The following is a 23,117-nucleotide window of genomic DNA, read 5'->3' on the forward strand; positions in this document are numbered from 1 at the left end:
AGCGTACGGGCCCTGGGGCCGCCCTCAAGCCGGGCCCCGGACCCTGGGCCCCCGTACCCCTGGCCCCGGACCCCGGACCCCACTCGCGCGTCCCCCGCCCGCTCCTCAGCCGCCGAGCTTCTGGCCGCAGACCGGCCAGGGGCTGGAACCGCGCTGGAGGTAGAGCTGTTTGGCGCGGAAGGTCTGCTCGTCGGCGGGTGCGTCCTGCGGACGGCCGTGGCCGCCGAGGCTGTGCCACGTCCGGGTGTCGAACTGGTAGAGGCCGCCGTAGGTGCCGGACGGGTCGACCGCGTGGGGTCGGCCTCCGGCCTCGCAGTGCGCGAGCGCGTGCCAGTTCAGGCCGTCGGTTCCGGCGACCGAGGTCGGCAGCGGCCTGGTGCCGATGCGGACGATCTGCGTGACCGGCGCTCTGACGATCTCGGAGCGGACGACCATCGCTCTCTGCCTCACTCCGTTGACCGTCCGGACGGCGTACGTGACGCGGCGGACGCCCGCCCTCCCCGCGGTGTCGACGGCTTCGGTGCCCTGGAAGAGCTTGGCGTCCTTGTGCTTCTCCGTGCGGAATCGCACCGGCTCGTGGCGCACCTCCTCGGTGCCGGAGATCCGCAGCACCGAGATGGTCTGGCCCTCGCGCGGGAAGCTCTCGGGGTCGACGGACGTCGTGTCCTGGTTCCGCAGGATGACGCCGGACCGGGCGACGACCTCGCGGACGGTGGCGGCGTTGGTGCGCACCGTCTGCTCACGGCCGTCGACGAGCAGCGTGACGGTCCGCTCGGTGCGTACGTCCAGGTCGAGCCCGTACCGTCCGATGGTCGAGCCGCGCGAGGCGGACAGATGCGCACCCTCGGCGCGGACGCCGAGTTCGCGCAGGGCCTCCTCGACGGTGCCGGCCGTGGTCCACACCTGGCGGCGGTGGCCGTCGAGGGTGAGCGTGACGGGGCGCCCGTAGCGGACCTCGACCTGGTCGCCGTCGTGCAGTTCGGCCCGCGGCCCGGGCGTGACGAGGTCGTGCTCGCCCACGGTGACGCCCTGCCGCGCCAGCACCTCCTCGACGTCGTCGGCGAAGGTGTGGAGGGTGCGCGGTTCGCCGTCGACGGTGAGCCGTACGTCCTTCTCCCCGGCGAGGAAGGCGACGGTCCCGCCCGCCAGGAACGCGACGACGAGGGCCCGCGGCAGCAGCCTGCGCAGGGATTCGGGCCGGGATGCTCCCTTGAGCGCGCGTGACACCGGCTCCGGCCGTCCGCCGCTCCTGGCGCCCTTGGCGGCCCGCCGTGCGGCAACCCTGGCCCCGATCGGCGCCGGCGCCGACTCCTGCTCGGGGATGAGCGGGAGGCAGACCGTCGGCGCCGGCCCGTCGACCCGGGAGGAGTTCGGCAAGGCGTCCCACGACGAGTTCGGTACGGCGTCCCACGACGAGTTCGGTACGGCGTCCCATGAGGAGTTCGGTACGGCGTCCCAGTCGGACTGCTGCGGCAGCCGGGCGCCCCCATGACCCGCCGCAGCCCCGGAACCCGTCGAAGCCCTTGGACCCGTCGAACCCCCCGCGTCCGTCGGAGCCCCCGTGCCGGCGCTCGCCCTCGCGCCCGCCGCACCGCGTGTCGCTCGATGGGTGCCGTGCCTATGGGTGCCCTGCGCATTGCTCACGACGACTCCAGGTCCGACGGTCACCGATCCCGAGCGGGACCCTAGCCGACCCTTCGTCACTCTCCAAAATCATCCGGGCACGCAGTGTCGCGAACGCGCGTCCCGGAACGGCTCAGCGGGCGACGGAAGCGCAGGTCACCCGGCCGGATGCCCGAAGCCGGTTCAGTAGCCGAAGGCGCGTGCCGTGTTCGCCCCGATGGCCGCCGCCAGTTCGTCCTCGGGCAGCTGCTTCACCGCGGCCATCGCCCGCAGAGTGACCGGGATGAGGTATGGCGCGTTGGGCCGACCGCGGTACGGCACCGGGGTGAGGAAGGGCGCGTCCGTCTCGACCAGCAGGCGGTCGAGCGGGGCCACGGCGACCGCGTCGCGCAGGTCCTGGGCGGACTTGTAGGTGACGTTGCCCGCGAAGGACAGGTAGTAGCCCTTGTCGGCGCAGATCCGGGCCATGGCGGCGTCGCCCGAGTAGCAGTGGAAGACGACGGTGTCGGGCGCGCCCTCCTCGTCGAGGATGCGGAGCACGTCGTCGTGCGCCTCGCGGTCGTGGATGACGAGCGCCTTGCCGACGCCCTTGGCGATGTCGATGTGGCGGCGGAAGGAGAACTGCTGCGCTTCGACGCCTTCGGGACCGGTGCGGAAGTAGTCGAGACCGGTCTCGCCGACGCCGCGGACCTGCGGAAGCGCGGCCAGCGCGGCGATCCGGTCGAGGGCGTCCTGGAGCGCCTTGTCACCGCCGGGGGTGCGGGTGCCCTGACGGGACCAGCCGTCCGGATCGCCGTGGACGATCCGGGGGGCTTCGTTGGGGTGCAGGGCGACGGTGGCCCACACGTTCGGGTGCTCGGCGGCCGTGTCGGCCGCCCACTGCGAGCCCTTCAGGTCGCAGCCGACCTGGATGAGGGTCGTGACCCCGACGGAGGCGGCCTTGGCCAGAGCCTCCTCGACCGTCCCTTCCTGCATGTCGAGGTGGGTGTGCGAGTCGGCGACCGGGACCCGCAGCGGCTCGGGCGCCGGCGGGGCCGCGGACTTCTCGTTCTTCGGGGACATGCCCCCGATCCTAAGGAGCGCGGGGCAGCGGACCGGACGGCCGGGGAGTGGACCGGACGTCCGTCATCCCTCAGACGGTGTCGACGTCCCCGTGCTTGCGGTGCAGCCGGTGCAGCAGGGACCAGGGGCGGGTGCGGTGCACGGCGCGCTCGCCGACCGGCGTGTGCCACAGGGACATGACGTCGGAGACCTGACCCGATCGCATGATCCGCACCTTGTGCCCTCCGCAGTTCAGGCAGGTCGGGCGGGTGAGCGGGGATGGCACCTTCTCGCCGGCGGCGATGTAGGTGACGAAGGCCTGGCCCTTGGCGTCGACGTGGTGCTCTATGTCGTACGACTGCTCCCAGCCGTGGCCACAGCTGAGGCAGGCGAAGGCGTAGGCCTCGGAGACGGTGGTGTCGGATCCGACGATCTCGCTCATGGCAGCTCCTGTTGCCCTCCGGACGAGGCGTCCGGAGCGGGTCTTCCCACTCACCAGCGAACGCCTCTCCGGCCGATACCGCAGCAGGGGTATACGACTCTTGGGGCACTTTTGGGCTGTAAGTGGGTAGTGCGCGACTTTCCTTTGCCCTCGTCCGAGTTTAGGCGCGTGGCACACGTCACAACACTTATTAATGCCCTGCATTAGAATGCGGCCCATGGCGAGAACATCGGGCCCCGAAACCCGGCGCAAGCTGCTCCGCGCCGCCGCGGAGCTCTTCGCCGTCAAGGGCGTCGACGGTGCCCTGACCCGCGACATCACCCTTCTCGCCGGCCAGTCCAACCCCTCCGCCGTGCAGTACCACTTCGGATCGCGGCAGGGTCTGCTCGAAGCCGTCATGGTCGAGCGCCAGGTACGGACGGAAGCGGCGCTCGCCCCACGGCTCGCCGAGCTGTCGGCGGCCGTGGAGGCCGGGCCGCCGGACCTGCGCGAGCTGCTCGCCGCCCTCGTCGCCGCCGAGGCGACCGAGCTCACGACCGTGGACGGGCGGCACTGCCTGCTGATCTCCGCGCAGCTCAGCCACGAGAGCGGCGTGCGCACCCGCGCTCCGCACCCGACGCTGAACGGCACCGGCTACTGGCGGCTCATCCGCCTCATCGAGGACTGCCTAGGCCGGCTGCCGGAGCCCGTACGCCTGGAACGCCTCGACCTCGCGCTCACCCTGATCGGCGCGGCCCTGGGCGACCGGGCCCGCCAGTACCTCGACGGCACGCGGCCGCTCACCGCCGAGCCGCTGTTCCTCGCCGACCTCGTCGGCATGACGACGGCGATGCTGCGCGCGCCGGCACCCGAGGCCGACGCCGGGCCCGCCCTTTCTGCCCCTGGATTTCCCGCCCCTGAATGTCCCGCCCCCGACCCACACTCACCAGGGAGCCCGCAATGAACGACCTGACCGACAAGACCGTCATCATCACGGGCGCGGCCCGCGGCCTGGGAGCCGAGACCGCCCGGCAGGCGGTCGCGGCAGGCGCCAGGGTCGTCCTGACCGACGTGCTGGACGAGGAGGGCCGGGCCACCGCCACCGCGCTCGGCGACCGGGCCCGCTTCCTGCACCACGACGTCACCTCCGAGGAGGAGTGGACGGCGGTCGCGGAGTTCGCGGCCGCCGAGTTCGGCGGGATCGACGGCCTCGTCAACAACGCCGGGATAGCCGAGGGGAAGTTCATCGAGGACGCGTCCGTCGACTACTTCCGCAAGGTGCTCGACACCAACCTCACCGGCGTCTTCATCGGCATGAAGGCCGTCATCCCCGCCATGAAGGAGCGCGGCGCGGGTTCGATCGTCAACATCTCCTCCGCCGCCGGCCTCGTGGGCCTCGCCCTCACCGCGGGCTACGGCGCGTCCAAGTGGGGCGTCCGCGGCCTCACCAAGATCGCCGCGGTGGAGTTGGGCACCGCCCGCATCCGCGTGAACTCCGTCCACCCCGGGATGACGTACACGCCCATGACGGCGTCCGTCGGCATCCAGCGGGGCGAGGGCAACTTCCCGAACACGCCCATGGGCCGCGTCGGCGAGGCCGACGAGATCGCGGGCGCCGTCACCTTCCTGCTCTCGGACGCCGCCTCGTACGTGACGGGCTCCGAGCTCGCCGTGGACGGCGGCTGGACGGCCGGCCCGACGGTCAAGTACGTCATGGGCCAGTAGGCCGTGTCTGACACATACCGGCGTCCGCCCGGAGGGCGGGGCCCGGGGCGTCTGGTGCGTGCGATCGCACGGCGGAAGGTCGCCCCTGTACAGGACGTACCGGGGCGGGCCCGACAACTGGGGGCCCCTCCCAGCGGTAGCTGGGGGAGAGCGCGCGTGCCAGGCGTCCCGGGCCAGGCGGGATGTGTCAGACACGGCCTAGGCCGAAGAAGCCATGCGGGGGCCGGCCGGGCGGGGTGCCGAGCTCCGGCCGATCAGGCCCCCGCGCCCGCTCCGGGCGTCCCCTCCGCCTTGGCTGAGGGCGTCCCCTCCGCCTTGGCCGCGTTCTTCGCCGCCACCACCGCGTCGAAGACGTCGCGCTTCGGCAGGCCGAGCTCGGCGGCCACGGCCACGATCGCCTCCTTGCGGCGCTCCCCCGCCTCCTCGCGCACCATCACGCGCCGCACCAGTTCGGCCGGACCCAGATCCGACGGACCCCGCTCCGGGGCGCCCTCCACGACGACGGTGATCTCGCCGCGCACGCCCTCGGCCGCCCAGGCCGCCAGCTCGTTCAGCGGGCCGCGCTTGATCTCCTCGTACGTCTTCGTCAGCTCACGGCACACCGCCGCGCGGCGGTCGGCGCCGAACGCCTCCGCCATGGCGGCCAGCGTGTCGTCGATCCGGTGCGGCGCCTCGAAGTACACCAGCGTGCGGCGGTCGTCGGCCACCTCGCGCAGCCGCGCCAGCCGCTCCCCCGCCTTGCGCGGCAGGAAGCCCTCGAAGCAGAACCGGTCGACGGGCAGCCCGGACAGCGCGAGCGCCGTCAGCACCGCCGACGGGCCCGGCACCGCCGTGACCCTGATGCCCTTCTCCACGGCCGCCGCCACCAGCCGGTAACCGGGGTCGGAGACGGACGGCATGCCCGCGTCGGTGACGAGCAGGACGCGGGCGCCGTTCTCCAGCGCCTCGACCAGCTCGGGGGTGCGGGCGCTCTCGTTGCCCTCGAAGTACGAGACGACCCGGCCGGTCGTGTGCACGCCGAGGCCCTGGGTCAGTCGGCGCAGCCGCCGGGTGTCCTCCGCGGCGATCACCTCCGCCGCGGTCAGTTCGGCGGCGAGGCGCGGTGGCGCGTCCTGGATGTCGCCGATCGGGGTCCCCGCCAGAACCAGTACGCCTGCGCCTGCCGCTGAGCTCGTCACGGTCCTAGCTTCCCACCCGGCCGCGCTTCGCCCTCCATCTCCCCCGGCTATCGCCGGGAGGTGCCCCCGGACAGACCCCGGACAGACCCCGGCCTCGACCTGGGTCCCGGTCTCCGGGCAGGCTGAAAACGGGGGTCCGACACGGAAAAGACCGCTTCGTGCGGGGGAATCCGCCTGCCCGGGACCCGAAGCGGGATGCGACATCCCTACGATGGCCCGGTGACCAGTGACACCGCGACTCAGGCCGAACGGGACGAGGGCCTCCTCCTCCCGGAGCCGCAGCCCAGTGCATGGCAGCGGCGGCTGCGCCGCTTCGGCTATACGGAGCGGCCGCACGTGGACGTCCGCGACCGGCTCGTCGTGCCGTTCCCGGAGCCGGGGACCCGCATGTGGGGTTCGCTGGGTCTGGGCCCGGGGGCCGCGTCGAAGGTGGCGCGGCTGACCGGATGGGGCGGTCCGCTCCTGGTGGCGCTGCTGGCGGGCCTCATCCGCTTCTGGCACCTGGGCAAGCCGCACGCGGTGATATTCGACGAGACGTACTACGCGAAGGACGCGTGGTCGCTGCTCCAGTACGGCTACGAGGGCACCTGGACCGACGGCAAGGTCTCCAACCCGCAGATCCTGGCCGATCCCCAGATCATCCCGCTGTCGCCCGATCCGGGGTACGTGGTGCACCCGCCGGTCGGCAAGTGGGTCATCGCCGTCGGTGAGCAGCTGTTCGGGCTGAACCCGTTCGGCTGGCGCTTCATGGTCGCGCTGCTCGGGACGCTGTCGGTGCTGATGGTGTGCCGGATCGGCCGCCGGCTGTTCCGCTCCACCGCGCTCGGCTGCCTGGCCGGACTCCTGCTGTCGGTGGACGGCCTGCACTACGTGATGAGCCGTACGGCGCTGCTCGACCTGGTCATCATGTTCTTCGCGCTGGCGGCGTTCGGTTGCCTGGTCGTGGACCGCGACTGGTCGCGGGCCCGGCTGGCGGCGGCGCTGCCGGTCGGTGAGGACGGCCTGGCGGGGCCGGACCGCCGGGTCGGGGACCGCGGCGGCATGGGCTGGCGCCCGTGGCGGCTCGCGGCCGGGCTCTTCCTGGGCCTGGCGTGCGCGAGCAAGTGGAACGGCCTGTACTTCCTGGCGGCGTTCGGGCTGATGACGATCCTGTGGGACGCCGGCTCACGCCGGGTCGCGGGCGCCAGGCACCCGTACCGGGCGGTGCTGCGCAAGGACACCGGCTGGGCGTTCCTGTCGGTCGTGGTCGTCGCCATCGGCACGTACCTGGTCTCGTGGACCGGCTGGTTCGTGACCAAGGGCGGCTATGGCCGCGACTGGGCCGCGCACCGCAAGGGCCTGTCCCCCGACCACATCAAGCTGCCGGTGATCGGCCGGATCGACCTCCCGCAGTTCGACATGACGTGGATGCCGGACGCCCTGCGCAGCCTGTGGCACTACGAGTTCCAGGTCTACCAGTTCAACATCGGGCTCTCCACGCCGCACATGTACCAGTCGAACCCGTGGAGCTGGATGGTCCTGGGCCGCCCCGTCTCCTACTTCTACGAGTCCCCGAAGAACGGCGCCGACGGCTGCACCGCGGCCGGGGGCTGCGCGCGCGAGATCCTCGCCATCGGCACCCCGCTGCTCTGGTGGTCGGCGTGCTTCGCGCTGCTCTACCTGCTGTACCGCTGGGGCTTCCGCCGCGACTGGCGGGCGGGCGCGATCGTCTGCGCCGCCTTCGCCGGCTGGCTGCCCTGGATGATGTACCAGGACCGCACGATCTTCCTCTTCTACGCGGTCGCCTTCGTCCCCTACCTCTGCCTGGCCGTAGCGATGATGGTCGGCGCCATCCTCGGCCCCCCGGGCTCCGACGAACGCCGCCGCATGTGGGGCGCGGTGGGCGCGGGCACACTCGTGCTGCTGATCGTCTGGAACTTCATCTACTTCTTCCCGATCTACACGGGCATGCCCATCTCGATGGACGCCTGGCGGGCCCGCATGTGGTTCGACTCCTGGATCTAGGCCGTGTCTACAGAGCAGCCGCGATCTCGGAGCCGGGGTTGGGGTTGGGACCGCTCGGAGGAGGTCCGATCGGGTTCGCCGCAGGTGGGGGACTCCCTGGTCCGCGCACGTCTTCCAACACCATTTGCCCGCGCCGGTCGACGAACTTCGTGAACAGCTCCTGCGAGTACCCGAAGATGATCGCCCAGGCGATGATCTGCGCGGAGGAGTCGAGTGCGCTGAGGCCCGGAACGAATCCGCCGCGCATGAGGAGAAGTCCCCCGATAGCCGTCAGCGCTCCTGCCGGCAGCTTCAAGGCGGCCAACGCAACGGGCACCTCATAGGAGGTGGATGTGCCGCCGATCTTCCGAAGGCCCGAGGCCGAGGCGAGGCTTGCCGCTACGAGGCCGGCGATTTCGACAATGAAATAGTCGCCACGTGTGGTGACCGCCGCGAAATTGTCGTCCACATCATCGGAGTTCGGCAAGGGATCACTTCCCGCAGGGCAGACCACCTTGTAGTCAACCGCCGGTTTCTCTGGCGGCAGCACTTCCGACGCGATGGATTCCATGGATCGCTGTGGGTTGAAGCAGAGGGGTACCACCTCCGGCCAGATCGCCGTGAACACACCGACGCTCACCGCCAGAACGAACAGGAAGCCGGTCACCATCCACACGATGCGCACGAAGCTACCGGCGCGCAGTTTCTCGCGGAGGCTGACCGCCTGAGCGGCTTCGACCGCCTCGGTGATCTTTACGACGTCCTGATTCGTCAACTTGTCGTATCGCCGGATATCCTCGACGCATTTCCTGCGTTCATCATCCGAGGAAAGATGCTCCCTGATGACGGCGAGCAAGCTGGGAAGATACGGCTTGATGGTCTCGGGATGCGAGATGAAGGACTTCACCCAGAGCAACCGGGCCGAGTTCAGGTGGATCTGAGCAGCCGTCACATGTGACCCGAGAGGGGTCCTGTGGTGTTTTTCAAAGTTGAGCAACTGGTATGCGGCATTCAATTCACGCCGCGCCGCCGCCATCAACTTCTTGCCGTTGGGGTCCCCGGAAATCTGGGCCTCTCTGGCCTCTACAAAAGCTCGCATTTTGCGAATATTGGCGCGGCCCTCTTCGCTGAGCTCCCAAGAATGCCGCTCGCGCCACCACTCGCGCATCCGCCCCAAATATTTATGTGCCATCTTTCCCATGCCGCCCTCACTACCCGGACAGAATGAATAAATCACACTAGTTAGCCCATAGGGTGCACCCAGGCCGTCCATCCGGGTGACCAGGGTGACGAAACCGGCGCCACCGGTCGAGTGGCTGGTCTTCGACGCTTGGTCCGAACCTGATGCAGACGCGTGCTCCTAATGAGACCCCCTGTGTCACTGGTGTCCCGTAAAGTGCGATGACGAGCGCTTTCTTTGAACGCGTTCAACTCACGAGGGGGATGGGAAAATGCAACGGGGTGCGAAGGTCGGCATAGTCGGTGGGGTTGTCGCCGGGATGTTGGGGGTTGCCGGGTACGGGGTCTACAACGTGCTGGACGCGCTGAACAGCGACAGCTCGTCGACGAGTAAGGCCGGTTCGGCGAAGAGCGCGGGGCCGCCGAAGGCCGAGGAGATCACCGAGACCGCGGCCGACTTCCTCGCCGCCTGGTCCTCGGGCGACACCGCGAAGGCCGCGAGCCTCACGGACTCCCCACAGACCGCCACCGCCGCCCTGACCGGGTACAAGGACAAGGCGCACGTCACGGCCGTGAAGGCGACCCCGGGCACCGCCATCGGCGGCAAGGTGCCGTTCGGGGTGGCCGCCACGCTCTCGTTCGAGGGCAAGTCCGCGCCGTGGACGTACGACTCCGCCCTCACCGTCATCCGCGGGGCGAGCGGGAAGCCCGTCGTCCAGTGGAAGGCCGCCGTGGTGCATCCGAAGCTCGCGGAGGGCGCGAGCCTGGAGACCGGCACCGCCAAGCAGCCCACGCTGGACTTCACCGACCGGCACGGCAAGGTCCTCGATCCGGCCAAGTACCCGTCGCTGGGACGGTTCTTCACCCAGCTGCGGAGCAAGTACGCCGCCAAGGCCTCCGGCGGCACCCCCGGCGTCGAGACCTGGATCGACAGCGCGGACGGCACCGTGGCCGAGACACTGCAGGTGATCGTCAAGGGCACCGGCAGCACGTTCCCGACCACGCTCGACGCGGACATCCAGAGCGCGGCCGAGAAGGCCGTCCTGAAGCGGTCCGGCTCCGCCGTCACCGCACTGGACGTGAACACCGGCGGGGTGCTGGCCATCGCCAACAACCCGGCCACCGGCACCAACCTGGCCTTCGCCGCCACCGCCGCACCCGGCTCGACCTTCAAGGTCGTCACGGCGGCGGCGCTGCTGAAGGCGGGCGTCACGCCGTCCACCAAGGTGCAGTGCAAGGCACACGACAACGTCCACCAGGGGAAGATGTACAAGAACGTGGAGAAGGAGGGGAACCTCCAGGCCACCTTCGCCTGGGACTTCGCCAACTCCTGCAACACCGCCTTCATCTCGCAGGTCGACAAGGTCCCCGGGAACACGCTCCAGAACACCGCTCACGATGTCTTCGGCCTCGGTCAGGACTGGGGAATCGGCGTCAGCACCAAGAAGAGCAGCATCCCCGGCGGCACCGGTGACGAGCTGACGTCGGAGATGATCGGCCAGGGCATGATCACGGCCAGCCCGCTGGACATGGCGTCCGTCGCGGCCACGGCCAAGAACGGGCGCTTCCACCAGCCGCGGATCGTGGCCGCCGACCTCATCCCGGACCGGCCGTCGATCAGCACGACCCCGCTGTCGTCCGGCGTCAAGAGCTCCCTGCAGCAGATGATGCGGCAGACCGCGCAGAGCGGCACCGCCGCCACGGCGATGAGCGGCGTCAACGGCAACGTGGGCGCGAAGACCGGGTCCGCCGAGGACGGGGAGGGGCAGCCGAACGGCTGGTTCCTCGCCTACCGCGACGACGTCGCCGCGAGCGCCATCGTGCAGAACGGCGGGCACGGCGGCGACTCCGCCGGGCCGATCGTGGCGGCCGTGCTCAAGGCGTCATAGGCCTCGCGCCGCGTAACCCCCGCACCCGACCGGGGCTCCGGCCCCCGCCGTCAACGCAGCGCGGCCACGCACTCCCGTACCGCCCGGACCAGGGCCTGGGCGCGGGGGTCGGAGGTGACGTTCTTCTGCATGCCGTTGGTGATGTAGCCGAAGCCGATGCCGGCGTCCGGGTCCGCGAAGGCCAGTGGGCCGCCGCGGCCGGGGTGGCCGAACGAGGTGGGGCCGAGGAACGGGGAGGACGGGCCGTGCAGCATGTAGCCGAGGCCGAACCGGGTGTTGACGACGAGTACCTCGTCAGGACCGTCCGACTCGACGGTGCGGGCGCCGGTGACGGTGGCCGGGGCGAAGAGCATCCGGCTGTCGGCGTCGCTCTCCCGGTACCCGTCCACGTCGCCCACGAGAGCCGCGTAGAAACGGGCCAGTGAGCGGGCTGTGGCGATGCCGTTCGAGGCCGCCAGTTCACCCGCCCGGTAGACCGGGTCGTTCTCGTCCGGGAGCGGGGTGATCGCGGCGAAGGCCCGGCGGGTGAGGGAGTCCGGGTTCGCGTAGGCGTCGTGGACCGACTGCTTGGGACGGGCGCGCAGCCCGGTCGCGGCGGCCGGGACCGGCGGCGGGACGTCGGCGATCCGCCCGACGCGGTGCGCCTCGCCCGGCGGCAGGCCCACCCACAGGTCCAGGCCGAGCGGCCGGGTGATCTCCTCGGCGATGTAGCGGCCGAGGCTGCGCCCCGAGGCCCGCTGGACGATCTCGCCGAGCAGCCAGCTGTAGGTCTGGGCGTGGTAGCCGTGCGTGGTGCCCGGCGCGAAGAGCGGGGTCTGTGCGGCGACGGCGCGCGGTCCTGACAAGCCGTCGAGGGCCTGTTCCGGGGTGAGGGGCACGTCGAGCGCGGGGACACCGGCCCGGTGGGCGAGGACGTCCCGTACGGTCACCCGGTCCTTGCCCGCGGCCTTGAAGGCGGGCCAGTACGTACCGACCGGGGCGTCCAGGTCGAGCTGGCCGCGCTGGTGGAGCAGGAGCAGGCAGGCCGCCGCCGGGCCCTTGGTGGCGGACCGGACGATCTGCGCGGTGTCCTCGCGCCAGGGCTCGTCCCCGTCCGCGTCCGCCGTGCCGGCCCACAGGTCGACGACCTTGCGGCCGTCGCGGTAGAGGGCGAAGGCAGCGCCGCGGTCGCCGCGCTGCTCGAAGTTGCGTGCGAACGCCTCGCGGACCGGCTCGAAGCCGTCCGTCGCCGTCCCGTGGACGTCCACCACCGTTGTCGCTCCCGCTCCGCGCCCGACATGAATCCGCACCCCCATGGTGCACGGCGCGCACGCACATCCCAACCCCGGCCTTCCCCCATCCCTTCCCTCGTCCCTCTCCTGCGACCCTCCGGAAAGCGGAACGGGACCGCGCCCCGCTCATGGAGCTCGAGCGGGGCGCGGGTGGGCGGGCCCGGCAGGGCGGGCACCACGGGTGGGGCGGTCAGAGCGCCGGGTAGGCGTTCTTCAGGAGCTCCTGGAACTGGGCGGAGAACCACTGACCCGCCAGGGGCGAGTTCGCCAGCGCGCCGCTCATGCTGTTGCCGTTGCGGCCGTTGCCGGTGTAGGTCGGGTCGCACATCCGGTCGAATCCCTTGCCCTCGTCGTTCGGGATCGCCGTGCTGGAACCGTCGGACTCACCCGGCGGCTTCACCCACACATAGGCGTCGATACCGGCGGCCGGAGCCGCGGTGGGCCGCTGGCCGAGACCCGCGCCGGACTGGTTGCACCAGTTGCCGAGGTGGATGCGACGGTCGGTGCGACCCCCGTTGACGTAGGTGTCCACGCTGGTCGTCGCCCCCGGTCCGGTGGGCCGGGCCGTACCGCCCCAGCCGTTGCGGGAGGTGTCGATCAGCATGCCGAGATTGGAGTTGAAGCCGGTCGTCACCAGGAGGGTGCGCAACGCCTGGGCGTAGGTCTGCTCGTCGACGTAGTAGTTCCAGTCCACCCACTTCGACTGCCGGACCGACGTGCCGTTCACGTTGTCGGTGATCTTGAAGAACGGCTCGGTCGTCGCACCGTAGTTGGCGGTGTTGACGATGAAGCCCGTCACGTCGTTGACGGTGGCACCGCCCGTCGTCGCGGCCTTCAGGAACCCCTGGGCGGCCGGGCCCATGTTGGTGTCCCAGCCCAGCCAGCCGTGGTGGCCGGCGTCGATGTAGTTGTAGACGTTGGAGATCGCGCCCAGCTTGTGCAGCGCGTAGCCGACGCCGGCCTCGTAGTTGCCGTTGGCCTTCATCGTCGCGCACGCCTCGGTCGAGCCGGCGGTGCCGCCCGCGTTGGTGACCAGGTTGGGCAGCGAGTCCGGCTCGATGACCGTGACGACGCGCAGCGCGGCGTAGGCCGGGTCGGCGATGATCGCGGCGATCGGGTCGATGTACTCGGTCTTGTAGCGGCTCAGCTCGGTCGCGCCGAGTTCACCGTTGGACGCGAGCGCGGCGCAGTCGCGGCCCGGCAGGTCGTAGATGACCAGCTCGATGGTGAGCGGCTGTCCCGCGGCCTGGGTGACCGCCTTGTTCAGGTGGGCGCGCAGGGGCCCATGCCACCGTTCACCCCGTTGATCGCCGCGATGCGGTCGAGCCATACGGCCGTCGGCTGGTTGGCCACGCGGCTGCCACCGGGTTCGGCGGCCGCCTTCGCGGACCACTCCGGGTTGACGTAGCCCTTGGCGCCCACGTACGGGTTGTCGACCCGCGTGCCGGGCGGAGGCGTGGTGGGCGGGGTCGTCGGCGGGTCGGTCGGCGGGGTCGTCGGCGGAGTGGTCGGCGGGGTCGTGGGGGGAGTGGTCGGGCCGCCGTTGCAGGCGACACCGTTGAGGGTGAAGGCGGTGGGGCTCGTGTTCGTGCCGCTGTAGGAGCCGTTGAAGCCGAAGCCGGTGGAACCGCCGGTTCCCAGCGACCCGTTGTACGACAGGTTCTTGGCGGTGACGGCGGCGCCGCTCTGCGCGATGTCCGCGCTCCAGCCCTGCGTCACCTTCTGGTTGCCGGCGAAGGACCAGCCCAACGTCCAAGAGGTGACTGCGGGGCCGGTGTTGGTAACGGTGACTTGGGCAGTGAAACCGTTGTTCCACTGGCTCTGCACCGTATACGCGACCGAACAGCCGGCAACCGCGTCCGAAGCGGCCGAGGCGTTGGTTGCGGTGAACGCCGCGGCGGTACCGCTGCCGGTGGCGATCAGGACGCCTGCGGCCATCAGGGCCGTACGGCGTCGTCGTGTTGGAGCTCTCATGTGCGGACTACCTCCGTAGTGGGGTTGACCTTCAAGTGGTCGAGGGAGGTGGTGCGTTGATGCCCGTTTCGGTTACACCCTCTTAACGTGGGAGCGCTCCCATAGTTAAGCGTTGACCAAGTCCTGTCAACGCTTCAAACAGAACCGCCGTCAGTCGGCGGCGACTTGTCCGCGCAGCCGCCGCCGCTTGCCCCGCCGAGCGGTATCCGCTCCCCCGCTATGCGGTCGCCGCGGCCGCCGCCCGCCCCGCCGTGCGCCCGGAGAAGATGCAGCCGCCGAGGAATGTGCCCTCCAGCGAGCGGTAGCCGTGCATGCCCCCGCCGCCGAAGCCGGCCGCCTCGCCCGCCGCGTACAGACCGGCGATGGGGTCTCCCCAGCGGGAGCGAGGGGAAGGTTCGCCGCCCGCCCGCAGTACCCGCCCGTCGAGGTCGGTCTCCAGGCCGCCGAGGGACTTGCGGGTCAGGATGTTCAGCCGGACCGCGATCAGCGGGCCTGCCTTCGGGTCCAGGATCCGGTGCGGCGACGCTGTTCGGATCAGCTTGTCGCCGAGGTAGTTGCGCGCTCCGCGCACCGCCATGACCTGGAGGTCCTTGGTGAACGTGTTCGCGATCTCCCGGTCCCGCGCCTCGATCTCACGGCGCAGCGCGGTCTCGTCGATCAGCGCGTCCTCGGTGATCGCGTTCATCCCGCGCACCAGCGCCGACAGGTCCTTCTCGACCACGAAGTCGGGGCCGTGCTCCTTGAAGGCCTCGACGGGCCCGGTCGCGCCCGGCAGCGCGCGCTTGAGCACCTCGCGCACGCTCTTGCCCGTCAGGTCCGGGTTCTGCTCGGACCCCGAGAGCGCGAACTCCTTCTCGATGATCTTCTGGGTGAGGACGAACCAGGTGTAGTCGTACCCCGTCGTCATGATGTGCTCCAGCGTCCCCAGGGTGTCGAACCCGGGGAACAGCGGCACCGGCAGCCGCTCGCCGCGCGCGTTCAGCCACAGCGACGACGGGCCGGGCAGGATGCGGATGCCGTGCCGCGCCCAGATCGGGTTCCAGTTCTCGATGCCCTCGGTGTAGTGCCACATCCGGTCGCCGTTGATCAGGTTCGCGCCCGCGGCGCCGGCATGGCCGAGCATCAGGCCGTCCACGTGCGCGGGAACGCCGGACAGCAGCTTCTCCGGCGGGGAGCCGAGCCGGGCGGGCCAGGCCTTGCGCACGAGGTCGTGGTTGCCGCCGATGCCGCCGGAGGTGACGATCACGGCCTGCGCCGTCAGGCTGAACTCCTCGCTGACCTCGCGCGAGCTGGCCGCGCCGCGCTCGGCTCCGTCAGCGACCAGGATCTCGCCGGTCACGCCGTCCACCTGGCCGTCGGTCGAGCTCAGCCCGGTCACCCGGTGCCGGAAGCGCAGTTCGACGCGGCCGGACGCGACGGCTTCGCGCACCCGGCGGACGAACGGCTCGATGATGCCGGGTCCTGTCCCCCAGGTGATGTGGAAGCGCGGCACCGAGTTGCCGGGACCCGTCGCCAGGAACCCGCCCCGTTCGGCCCAGCCGACCACCGGGAAGAACCGCACGCCGCGCTCGTGCAGCCATGAGCGCTTCTCGCCTGCGGCGAAGTCCACGTATGCCTCGGCCCACTTGCGCGGCCAGTGGTCCTCCGGGCGGTCGAAGCCGGCCGTGCCCATCCAGTCCTGGAGGGCCAGCTCCCGGCTGTCCTTGACGCGCATCCGGCGCTGCTCCGGCGAATCGACCAGGAACAGCCCGCCGAACGACCAGAACGCCTGCCCGCCGAGGGACGCCTCCGGCTCCTGGTCCACGACGATGACCTTGCGGCCGGCCGCGGCGAGTTCGGCCGTCGCCACGAGCCCGGAGAGTCCTGCTCCTACGACGATGACGTCCGCGTCCATTGCCATGGGGGTGCCTTCCGGGTTCGACGGTGGGGGGCACGTTACCTGGCGGTACGCGGGGGTGTCGGCCGGGGTGGGTGGCGGGCTGGGGCGCCGGGGCGCCGCGCGGCTGCGTGGGTGGGACGCGCGTGGGCGGCGGGGGTCGGCGCCGGCCCCGAACGACCACCTTGCGCACCGTCCACCAGCGGCGCGTCCCGGCACCACCCGTCCACCAGCGGCGCGTCCCGGCACCACCCACCCACCAGCGGTGCGTCCCGGCACCACCCGTCCACCAGCGGCGCGTCCCGGCACCGCCCACCCACCAGCGGTGCGCCCCCGCGCCGACCCCGGCGGAACGTCCCGGCTACGCGACCGGGGCCGTCACCGAGCGGGGGTTGAAGCCGAAGGGGAGTTCCAGGCGGTGGGCCCGCATCAGGTCCTCGTCGCAGAGGAGTTCCTGGGTGCGGCCGTCGGCGGTGATGACGCCGTCGCTGAGGACGACCGCGCGGGGGCAGAGCTCCAGGGCGTACGGCAGGTCGTGGGTGACCATCAGGACGGTGACGTCCAGCGAACGGAGGATGTCGGCCAGCTCACGGCGGGACGCGGGGTCGAGGTTGGACGAGGGCTCGTCCAGGACCAGGATCTCCGGCCGCATCGCCAGCACGGTGGCCACCGCGACCCGGCGGCGCTGTCCGAAGGACAGGTGGTGCGGCGGGCGGGCCGCGAACTCGGCCATGCCGACCTGGTCGAGGGCGGTCATGACGCGCGCCTCCAGCTCCGCGCCGCGCAGCCCCGAGGTGGCCGGGCCGAAGGCCACGTCCTCCCGGACGGTCGGCATGAAGAGCTGGTCGTCGGGGTCCTGGAAGACGATGCCGACCCGGCGGCGGATCTCCGCGAGGTGCTTCTTTCCGACGGGCAGGCCGCCGACGGTGACCGTGCCGGCGCCGGCGGTCAGGATCCCGTTGAGGTGCAGGACGAGCGTGGTCTTGCCCGCGCCGTTGGGCCCGAGCAGCGCCACCCGCTCACCGCGGGCGACGCTCAGGTCGACGCCGAAGAGGGCCTGGTGGCCGTCGGGGTAGGCGTAGGCGAGGCCGCGTACGTCGAGTGAGGGGGGCGTCGTGCCGGCGACCGGATCGCCGGTCAGTTCTGTGGTCATCTCAGCGTCCATCCTGTCAGGCAGACGGCCAGGGCCAGCACGGGGAGCACGGCGGCGTGCGACCACTGGGCGCGGGTGGCGGTGACGTCGTCGATGACGGGCATCGAGCCGGTGTAGCCGCGGCTGACCATCGCCAGGTGGACGCGTTCACCGCGCTCGTAGGAGCGGATGAACAGCGCGCCCGCGGACTTCGCGAGGACCGGCCAGTGCCGGACCCCGCGGGCCCGGAAGCCGCGCGACTCCCTGGCGATCCGCATCCGTCGCATCTCATCGGTGATGACGTCGCCGTAACGGATCATGAAGGACGCGATCTGCACGAGGAGTGGCGGCATCCGCAGCCGTTGCAGGCCGAGCAGCAGCTCCCGCAGTTCGGTGGTGGCGGCGAGCAGGACGGACGCGGCGACGCCGAGGGTCCCCTTCGCCAGCACGTTCCAGGCGCCCCACAGGCCGCTCTCGCTCAGCGACAGACCCAGGAAGTCGACGTGTGGGCCGGTCGCGACGAACGGCAACAGGACGGCGAAGGCGACGAACGGCACTTCGATGAGCAGCCTGCGGAGCAGGAAGGAGAGCGGGACGCGGGCGCGGAACGCGACGGTCACGAGCAGGAGCGCGTACAGGCCGAAGGCCCACACCGCTTCCCGCGGAGTGGAGACGACGACGAGGACGAAGCCGAAGACGGCCGCGATCTTGCAGTGCGGCGGCATGCCGTGCACCGGCGAGTGCCCGTGCCGGTAGAGCCGGTGCGCGTGGCCGGCGCCCATCGTCAGGCCTCCTGACCCTGGACCGGGTGGGCGGCGTGCGTGCGGCGGCGCCGTACGACGACGAACACGCCGGATCCGACGGTCAGGGTCGCGCCGACGCCGATGACCCCGGCGAGGCCGCCCGACAACCGGGCGTCGCCGATGTCCTTGACGCTGTACCCGGCGAGCGGTGAGTCGTCGGACGCGTGCGGCTTGGCCTTCTCGTCGATGCCCTTGTCGTGGGCGACCTTCTCCAGGCCGTCGGGACTGGCGGAAGCGTAGTAGCTGACGCCGCCCGCGAGGGCCAGCGCGGCGATCAGGCCCGCGATCCAGACCGGACGGTTGGAGCGGGTCGCGGCAGCCGGGGAGGCCACGAGGGCGGGCGCGGGAGCGGTCACGGTGGTCGTACGGGCCGCGCCCGGCACCAGCGGGGCGCCGGTCGGGGTGGTGCGCAGTTCCAGCGGCTTGCTGAGCCCCCTGGCCCCGTAGACCAGGTCGGGGCGGACGGCGACGACCGCGCCGACGGTGGCGGCGGTGATCGCGGCTTCGCCGATGCCGATCAGTACGTGGACGCCGACCATCGCGGTGGCGACCTTGCCGATGGGAATGTCCGTGGTGCCGCCGAGCCAGTAGATCGTGGTGAACGCGACGGCGGCGGCCGGGACCGAGACGACGGCGGCGGCGAACGACGCGGCGGTGATGGAGGCGCGGCTGCGGGGCAGTACCTTCACCAGCCCGCGGAAGATCGCGTAGGCGACGACGGTCGTCACGATCGCCATGTCGGTGATGTTGGTGCCGAGCGCGGTGAGCCCGCCGTCCGCGAACAGGACGCCCTGCATGAGCAGGACCACGGACACGCACAGGACCCCCGTGTAGGGGCCGACGAGTATCGCCGCGAGCGCGCCCCCCAGCAGATGGCCGCTGGTACCGGCGGCCACCGGGAAGTTCAGCATCTGTACGGCGAAGATGAAGGCGGCGACCAGGCCCGCGAGGGGCGCGGTCCGCTCGTCCAGCTCGCGGCGGGCGCCACGCAGGCTGATCGCGACGGCCGCGATCGCGACGACACCGGTCGCCGCCGACACCGGCGTGTCGATGAATCCGTCGGGCACGTGCATGGATATCCCCTCGGGTACTGCCTCCTGGCCAATCGCTCGATGGTACCGGCTTCCTGCGAATGGTGTGCAAGAGCGGTTTTGGTGCAGCGGGAGCGCGCACAAGTTGCCCGCACTCCCCAGGCCCAGAACCATGGGGAAGGTGACTGACGGCGCGTATCTCCGCTATCCGCATATCCATGGCGAACTGCTGTGCTTCGTCGCCGAGGATGACGTCTGGGTCGCACCGCTGGGGCGGCCGGGCGACGATCCCGGCCGGGCCTGGCGCGTCACGGCCGACCGCACCCGGGTCGGCTCGCCGCGCTTCTCACCGGACGGCTCCGCCATCGCCTTCACCTCGTGGCGCACCCTGGACCCGGAGATCCATCTGGCCCCGGTGGACGGCGGCGCGGCCCGCCGGCTGACGTACTGGGGCAGCTTCGACACCCGGGTGTGCTCCTGGACGCCCGACGGGCAGATCCTCGCGGTCTCCTCGCACGGCCAGCCGTTCTCGTATTTCTCCTGGGCCCACAGCGTGCCCACCACCGGCGGCCCCGGCGGCCGGCTGCCGTGGGGCCCGGTCTCGGACATCGCGGTGAGCGACGTCGCCGGGGAGCGGCACACGCTGCTGCTGAGCGGCACCCCGCCGCACGAGCCGCACGCCTGGAAGCGGTACCGGGGCGGGGCGACGGGGCGGCTCTGGTTGCACGGCGAGCGGCTGGCGCCGCGGATCGACGGGCATCTCGACTCGCCGATGTTCGTCCGTGACCGGGTGGCGTTCCTCTCCGACCACGAGGGCATCGGCAACCTCTACTCCTGCGCTCCGGACGGCAAGGACCTGCGCCGCCACACCGACCACGCGGACTTCTACGCCCGCAGCGCCGCGACCGACGGGCAGCGCGTGGTCTACCAGTGCACGGGCGCGCTGTGGATCGTCGACGACCTCTCCCCCGGCGCCCGGCCGCGCAGGCTGGACGTCCGGCTGGGCGGCCCCCGCGCCGGCCGGCGGCCCTACCAGGTGCCGGCCGCCGCCCACCTGGACGGCCTGGCCTGCGACCGGACCGGCCGCGCCAGCGCCGTCTGCGTCCGGGGCAGCCTGTACTGGCTGACCCACCGCGACGGCCCGGCCCGCACCATCGCCGATGAGCCGGGCGCGCGCGTCCGGCTGCCCGAGATGCTCGGGGACACCGGCCGGATCGCCTTCGTCACGGACGCGGAGGGCGAGGACGGCATCGAGATCGCCCATCTGCCGGGCCGGGCCAGCCGCCCCGCGGTCCGCGCGGTACTGGAAGGCCTCGACGAGGACGACGGCCCCGACGACGCGGGCGTCGAGCAGCAAGCCACCCCTCCCGTCTCCACCGGCACCGCCGGCCGCACCGCCGTGACCGGCACCGGGCCCCGGCTCGGGGTCGGCGAGCTGGGCCGCGTACTGGAACTGGTCGCGTCACCGGACGGCCGTACCCTCGCCGTCGCCGCGAACGACGGGCGACTGCTGCTCGTCGCCACCGACGAAGGGGGCCACGCGGGCGAGACCGGCGACGGGGCCGGCGGCGACTTCGTCACCGACCCCGACCACGCGGACGGCACGTCCGGGACCGTGGTCGAGCTGATCAGGTCCACCAACGGCCCCGTCCGCGACCTCGCGTTCTCCCCCGATTCCGCCTGGCTGACCTGGTCCCACCCCGGGATCGGCCGCTCCCTGCGCTCGGTGAAGATCGCCAAGCTCGCCGACCGCGCGATCATCGACGTGACCAACGGCCGCTTCGAGGACGAGCAGCCGGTCTTCACCCTCGACGGCCGCTATCTGGCGTTCCTGTCCTGGCGCGGCTTCGACCCGGTCTACGACGTGCACACCGGCGACCTGTCGTTCCCGCTCGGCTGCCGCCCCTACCTCGTACCGCTGAACTCCGCGACGCCGTCACCGTTCGCGCTGCCCGTCGAGGGCCGCCCGATCGGCGGCGGCCTGGACCCGGGCGAGAGCGGCGGCGACGGTCCCGTGGTGGTCGAGACGGAGGGGCTGGAGAGCCGTGTCACGCCGTTCCCGGTCCCGGCGTCCAAGTACTCGGCGCTGGAGCCGGTGCACAACGGCCTGGTGTGGCTGCGCTGGCCGATCTCCGGCGCGCTCGGCGAGACGTTCACCAACCCGACGGACCCCTCCGCGCGCCCGACCCTGGAGTACTACAACCTGGGCAAGTCCAAGCGGACCGAGCTCGTCCGGCACATGGACTGGTACGCGGTCAGCGGTGACGGCCGGCGGCTGGCGGTCTTCGACGAGGGTGAGCTGGCGGTCCTGCCGGCCACCGAGTTGGGGGACGACGACTCGACCGTCTACGTCGACATGCGGCGCATCCTGCACGAGGTCGACCCGCCCTCCGAATGGCGGCAGTCCTACGCCGAGGCCGGCCGGCTCATCCGCGACTACTTCTGGGCCCCGGACATGTGCGGCATCGACTGGCCCGCGATCCTCGACCAGTACCGCCCGCTGGTCGAACGCGTCGCCACCCCGGACGAGTTCGCCGATCTGCTGCGCGAGGTCCTCGGGGAGCTGGGGACGTCGCACGCCTACGTCAGCCCCGCCCGCCGCAACGAGGGCCCGGCGCACTACCAGCGGCCGATCGGGCTGCTCGGCGCCAACTTCCTGCACAACAAGGACGGCACGTGGACGGTGGCGCGGATCCTGCCAGGCGAGTCCTCGGACTCCAAGGCCCGCTCCCCGCTGGCCGGCACCGGAATCCGCGAGGGGGCGGTGCTCACCCACGTCGACGGGCGACCCGTCGACCCGTGCGCGGGACCGTACCCGCTGCTCGCGGGCGCGGGCGGCACCACCGTGGAGCTGACGTTCACCCCGCCCGGCGAGGGGCATCCGCGCCGGGTCGCCGTCGTCCCGCTGATCGACGAACGGCCGCTGCGCTACCAGGACTGGGTCGCCAAACGGCGCTCCGTCGTCCGGAGTCTGAGCGGCGGCCGGTGCGGCTATCTGCACATCCCCGACATGGGCGGTTCCGGCTGGGCGCAGTTCAACCGCGACCTGCGGATGGAGGTCGCCTACGAGGCGCTCATCGTGGACGTGCGGGGCAACGCGGGCGGCCACATCAGCGAACTCGTCGTCGAGAAGCTCACCCGCACCATCCTCGGCTGGGACCTGACCCGTAACGCGCAGCCCGTCTCGTACGCGAGCAACGCGCCGCGCGGTCCGGTCGTCGCGCTCGCCGACGAGGCGACCTCGTCCGACGGCGACATGATCACCGCGACGTTCAAACTGCTGGGCATCGGTCCCGTGGTGGGGCTGCGGACGTGGGGCGGCGTGGTCGGGATGACCGGCCGGCACACGCTGGGGGACGGCACGGTGATCACGGTGCCGATGAACGCGGGTTATTTCGACGCGTACGGGTGGGGCGTCGAGAACTACGGCGTCGACCCCGATGTCGAGTCCCTGCGGACCCCCCCTGGACTGGGCGGAGGGGCGGCACTCGCAGCTGGACGTGGCCGTCAGGACGGCGCTCGCGCTGCTCGAGGAGCACCCCGCCGTCATCCCGCCGGACCTCTCCCGGCGCCCGGACCGGCGCCGGCCGCCGCTGCCGCCGCGCTGATCGAGCGCCCGGTGAACGGCCACCGGTGAACGACCGCCGGTGAACGACCGCCGGTGAACGGCCGCGCCGCCGGGGCGGGTAGAGCAGGAAGGGGCGCACCCGTTACGGGTGCGCCCCTTCACCGTTCGTGCCGCGCAAGCGGACTAGCTCCAGTTGTCCTGGGCGTCCTCGGCAGCGTCCCGGGCCTTGTTCTGGCCCTGGTCACGCATCTCGGCAGACTTGTCGCGAGTCTGGTCCGCGCCCTTGGCGGACTTGTCGCGCTTCTCGCCCATGGCCTCCTTGGCCTTGTTCGAGAGGTCGCCGGCCTTGTCCTTGAACTGGTCGAAACCGCCCATGATCTACTCCTCCTGGAGTTAGTGGGGATGGGGCCTCGATCAGATTGA

The 23,117-nt window shown here is 71.5% G+C and carries 16 protein-coding genes and 2 pseudogenes; 6 read left to right on the plus strand and 12 right to left on the minus strand.

Annotation, left to right across the window (positions count from 1 at the left end):
* Positions 1-105 precede the first annotated feature (105 nt).
* Positions 106-1,323, minus strand: coding sequence for a resuscitation-promoting factor (locus M2266_RS14450; protein WP_277441204.1), 1,218 nt, complete (start codon positions 1,321-1,323; stop codon positions 106-108).
* Here M2266_RS14450 and M2266_RS14455 point away from each other — a divergent pair.
* A complete protein-coding gene (locus M2266_RS14455) occupies positions 1,211-1,492 on the plus strand; it encodes a hypothetical protein (RefSeq protein WP_277441429.1) in 282 nt (93 codons plus the stop codon). The two genes, M2266_RS14450 and M2266_RS14455, sit on opposite strands and share 113 nt — an antisense overlap.
* 314 nt (positions 1,493-1,806) lie before the next feature.
* On the opposite strand, the gene M2266_RS14460 is transcribed toward M2266_RS14455, so the two are convergent.
* Together M2266_RS14460 and M2266_RS14465 are read right to left on the minus strand one after the other, a co-directional pair.
* Positions 1,807-2,685: a TatD family hydrolase gene (locus M2266_RS14460; protein WP_277438564.1), complete on the minus strand. Its 879-nt coding sequence runs from the start codon at positions 2,683-2,685 to the stop codon at positions 1,807-1,809.
* A gap of 70 nt (positions 2,686-2,755) precedes the next feature.
* A complete protein-coding gene (locus tag M2266_RS14465) occupies positions 2,756-3,106 on the minus strand; it encodes a hypothetical protein (RefSeq protein WP_277438565.1) in 351 nt (116 codons plus the stop codon).
* A 217-nt stretch (positions 3,107-3,323) separates the two neighbouring features.
* Between M2266_RS14465 and M2266_RS14470 the strand changes: the two genes are divergently transcribed.
* A complete protein-coding gene (locus tag M2266_RS14470; protein ID WP_277438566.1) occupies positions 3,324-4,049 on the plus strand; it encodes a TetR/AcrR family transcriptional regulator in 726 nt (241 codons plus the stop codon).
* Positions 4,046-4,810, plus strand: coding sequence for a glucose 1-dehydrogenase (locus M2266_RS14475; protein ID WP_277438567.1), 765 nt, complete (start codon positions 4,046-4,048; stop codon positions 4,808-4,810). The genes M2266_RS14470 and M2266_RS14475 overlap by 4 nt, the downstream gene beginning before the upstream one ends.
* A 254-nt stretch (positions 4,811-5,064) precedes the next feature.
* Here the strand turns inward: M2266_RS14475 and rsmI are convergent, their stop codons facing one another.
* Positions 5,065-5,988, minus strand: a complete 924-nt coding sequence (gene rsmI, locus M2266_RS14480; RefSeq protein ID WP_277438568.1) for a 16S rRNA (cytidine(1402)-2'-O)-methyltransferase — start codon at positions 5,986-5,988, stop codon at positions 5,065-5,067.
* A 219-nt stretch (positions 5,989-6,207) separates the two neighbouring features.
* Between rsmI and M2266_RS14485 the strand changes: the two genes are divergently transcribed.
* Entirely contained in the window at positions 6,208-7,992 is a 1,785-nt protein-coding gene (locus M2266_RS14485; protein ID WP_277438569.1) for a phospholipid carrier-dependent glycosyltransferase, read from the plus strand.
* A gap of 7 nt (positions 7,993-7,999) precedes the next feature.
* Here the strand turns inward: M2266_RS14485 and M2266_RS14490 are convergent, their stop codons facing one another.
* The gene (locus M2266_RS14490; protein ID WP_277438570.1) at positions 8,000-9,172 is read right to left on the minus strand and encodes a hypothetical protein; all 1,173 of its coding nucleotides are present in this window, start codon (positions 9,170-9,172) and stop codon (positions 8,000-8,002) included.
* A gap of 298 nt (positions 9,173-9,470) precedes the next feature.
* Here M2266_RS14490 and M2266_RS14495 point away from each other — a divergent pair, with 298 nt between their 5' ends.
* Positions 9,471-11,039: a penicillin-binding transpeptidase domain-containing protein gene (locus M2266_RS14495; RefSeq protein WP_277438571.1), complete on the plus strand. Its 1,569-nt coding sequence runs from the start codon at positions 9,471-9,473 to the stop codon at positions 11,037-11,039.
* A gap of 50 nt (positions 11,040-11,089) precedes the next feature.
* Here the strand turns inward: M2266_RS14495 and M2266_RS14500 are convergent, their stop codons facing one another.
* From M2266_RS14500 to M2266_RS14525, 6 genes and pseudogenes are all read right to left on the minus strand, one after another.
* On the minus strand, positions 11,090-12,289 hold the full coding sequence (locus M2266_RS14500) for a serine hydrolase domain-containing protein (RefSeq protein ID WP_277438572.1): 1,200 nt from the start codon (positions 12,287-12,289) through the stop codon (positions 11,090-11,092).
* Between the two features lie 211 nt (positions 12,290-12,500).
* Positions 12,501-14,248 (minus strand): annotated as a pseudogene (locus M2266_RS14505) (glycoside hydrolase family 6 protein).
* Between the two features lie 253 nt (positions 14,249-14,501).
* Positions 14,502-16,184 (minus strand): FAD-binding dehydrogenase, encoded by a 1,683-nt coding sequence (locus tag M2266_RS14510; protein WP_277438573.1) that lies wholly within the window; start codon positions 16,182-16,184, stop codon positions 14,502-14,504.
* 337 nt (positions 16,185-16,521) lie between these two features.
* On the minus strand, positions 16,522-17,313 hold the full coding sequence (locus M2266_RS14515; RefSeq protein ID WP_277438574.1) for an ABC transporter ATP-binding protein: 792 nt from the start codon (positions 17,311-17,313) through the stop codon (positions 16,522-16,524).
* Positions 17,310-18,074, minus strand: coding sequence for a cobalt ECF transporter T component CbiQ (cbiQ, locus tag M2266_RS14520; RefSeq protein WP_277438575.1), 765 nt, complete (start codon positions 18,072-18,074; stop codon positions 17,310-17,312). Before cbiQ ends, M2266_RS14515 begins: the two co-directional genes overlap by 4 nt.
* Before the next feature lie 2 nt (positions 18,075-18,076).
* Positions 18,077-19,168, minus strand: coding sequence for an energy-coupling factor ABC transporter permease (locus M2266_RS14525; RefSeq protein WP_277438576.1), 1,092 nt, complete (start codon positions 19,166-19,168; stop codon positions 18,077-18,079).
* Positions 19,169-19,298: 130 nt separating this feature from the next.
* On the opposite strand from M2266_RS14525, the pseudogene M2266_RS14530 reads away from it, so the two are divergent.
* Positions 19,299-22,734 (plus strand): annotated as a pseudogene (locus M2266_RS14530) (S41 family peptidase).
* A 143-nt stretch (positions 22,735-22,877) separates the two neighbouring features.
* Here M2266_RS14530 and M2266_RS14535 read toward each other — a convergent pair.
* The gene (locus M2266_RS14535) at positions 22,878-23,069 is read right to left on the minus strand and encodes a hypothetical protein (RefSeq protein ID WP_277438578.1); all 192 of its coding nucleotides are present in this window, start codon (positions 23,067-23,069) and stop codon (positions 22,878-22,880) included.
* Positions 23,070-23,117 lie beyond the last annotated feature (48 nt).

The organism is Streptomyces sp. SPB162 (assembly GCF_029504575.1).
Lineage (GTDB): Bacteria > Actinomycetota > Actinomycetes > Streptomycetales > Streptomycetaceae > Actinacidiphila.

Excerpts from the sequence above, each read along its gene's own strand:
- M2266_RS14460 (WP_277438564.1), bottom strand. The coding sequence starts at position 2,685 with ATGTCCCCGAAGAACGAGAAGTCCGCGGCCCCGCCGGCGCCCGAGCCG.
- M2266_RS14465 (WP_277438565.1), bottom strand. The coding sequence starts at position 3,106 with ATGAGCGAGATCGTCGGATCCGACACCACCGTCTCCGAGGCCTACGCC.
- M2266_RS14470 (WP_277438566.1), top strand. The coding sequence starts at position 3,324 with ATGGCGAGAACATCGGGCCCCGAAACCCGGCGCAAGCTGCTCCGCGCC.
- M2266_RS14475 (WP_277438567.1), top strand. The coding sequence starts at position 4,046 with ATGAACGACCTGACCGACAAGACCGTCATCATCACGGGCGCGGCCCGC.
- M2266_RS14490 (WP_277438570.1), bottom strand. The coding sequence starts at position 9,172 with ATGGGAAAGATGGCACATAAATATTTGGGGCGGATGCGCGAGTGGTGG.
- M2266_RS14495 (WP_277438571.1), top strand. The coding sequence starts at position 9,471 with ATGTTGGGGGTTGCCGGGTACGGGGTCTACAACGTGCTGGACGCGCTG.
- M2266_RS14510 (WP_277438573.1), bottom strand. The coding sequence starts at position 16,184 with ATGGCAATGGACGCGGACGTCATCGTCGTAGGAGCAGGACTCTCCGGG.
- M2266_RS14515 (WP_277438574.1), bottom strand. The coding sequence starts at position 17,313 with ATGACCACAGAACTGACCGGCGATCCGGTCGCCGGCACGACGCCCCCC.
- cbiQ (WP_277438575.1), bottom strand. The coding sequence starts at position 18,074 with ATGGGCGCCGGCCACGCGCACCGGCTCTACCGGCACGGGCACTCGCCG.
- M2266_RS14525 (WP_277438576.1), bottom strand. The coding sequence starts at position 19,168 with ATGCACGTGCCCGACGGATTCATCGACACGCCGGTGTCGGCGGCGACC.
- M2266_RS14535 (WP_277438578.1), bottom strand. The coding sequence starts at position 23,069 with ATGGGCGGTTTCGACCAGTTCAAGGACAAGGCCGGCGACCTCTCGAAC.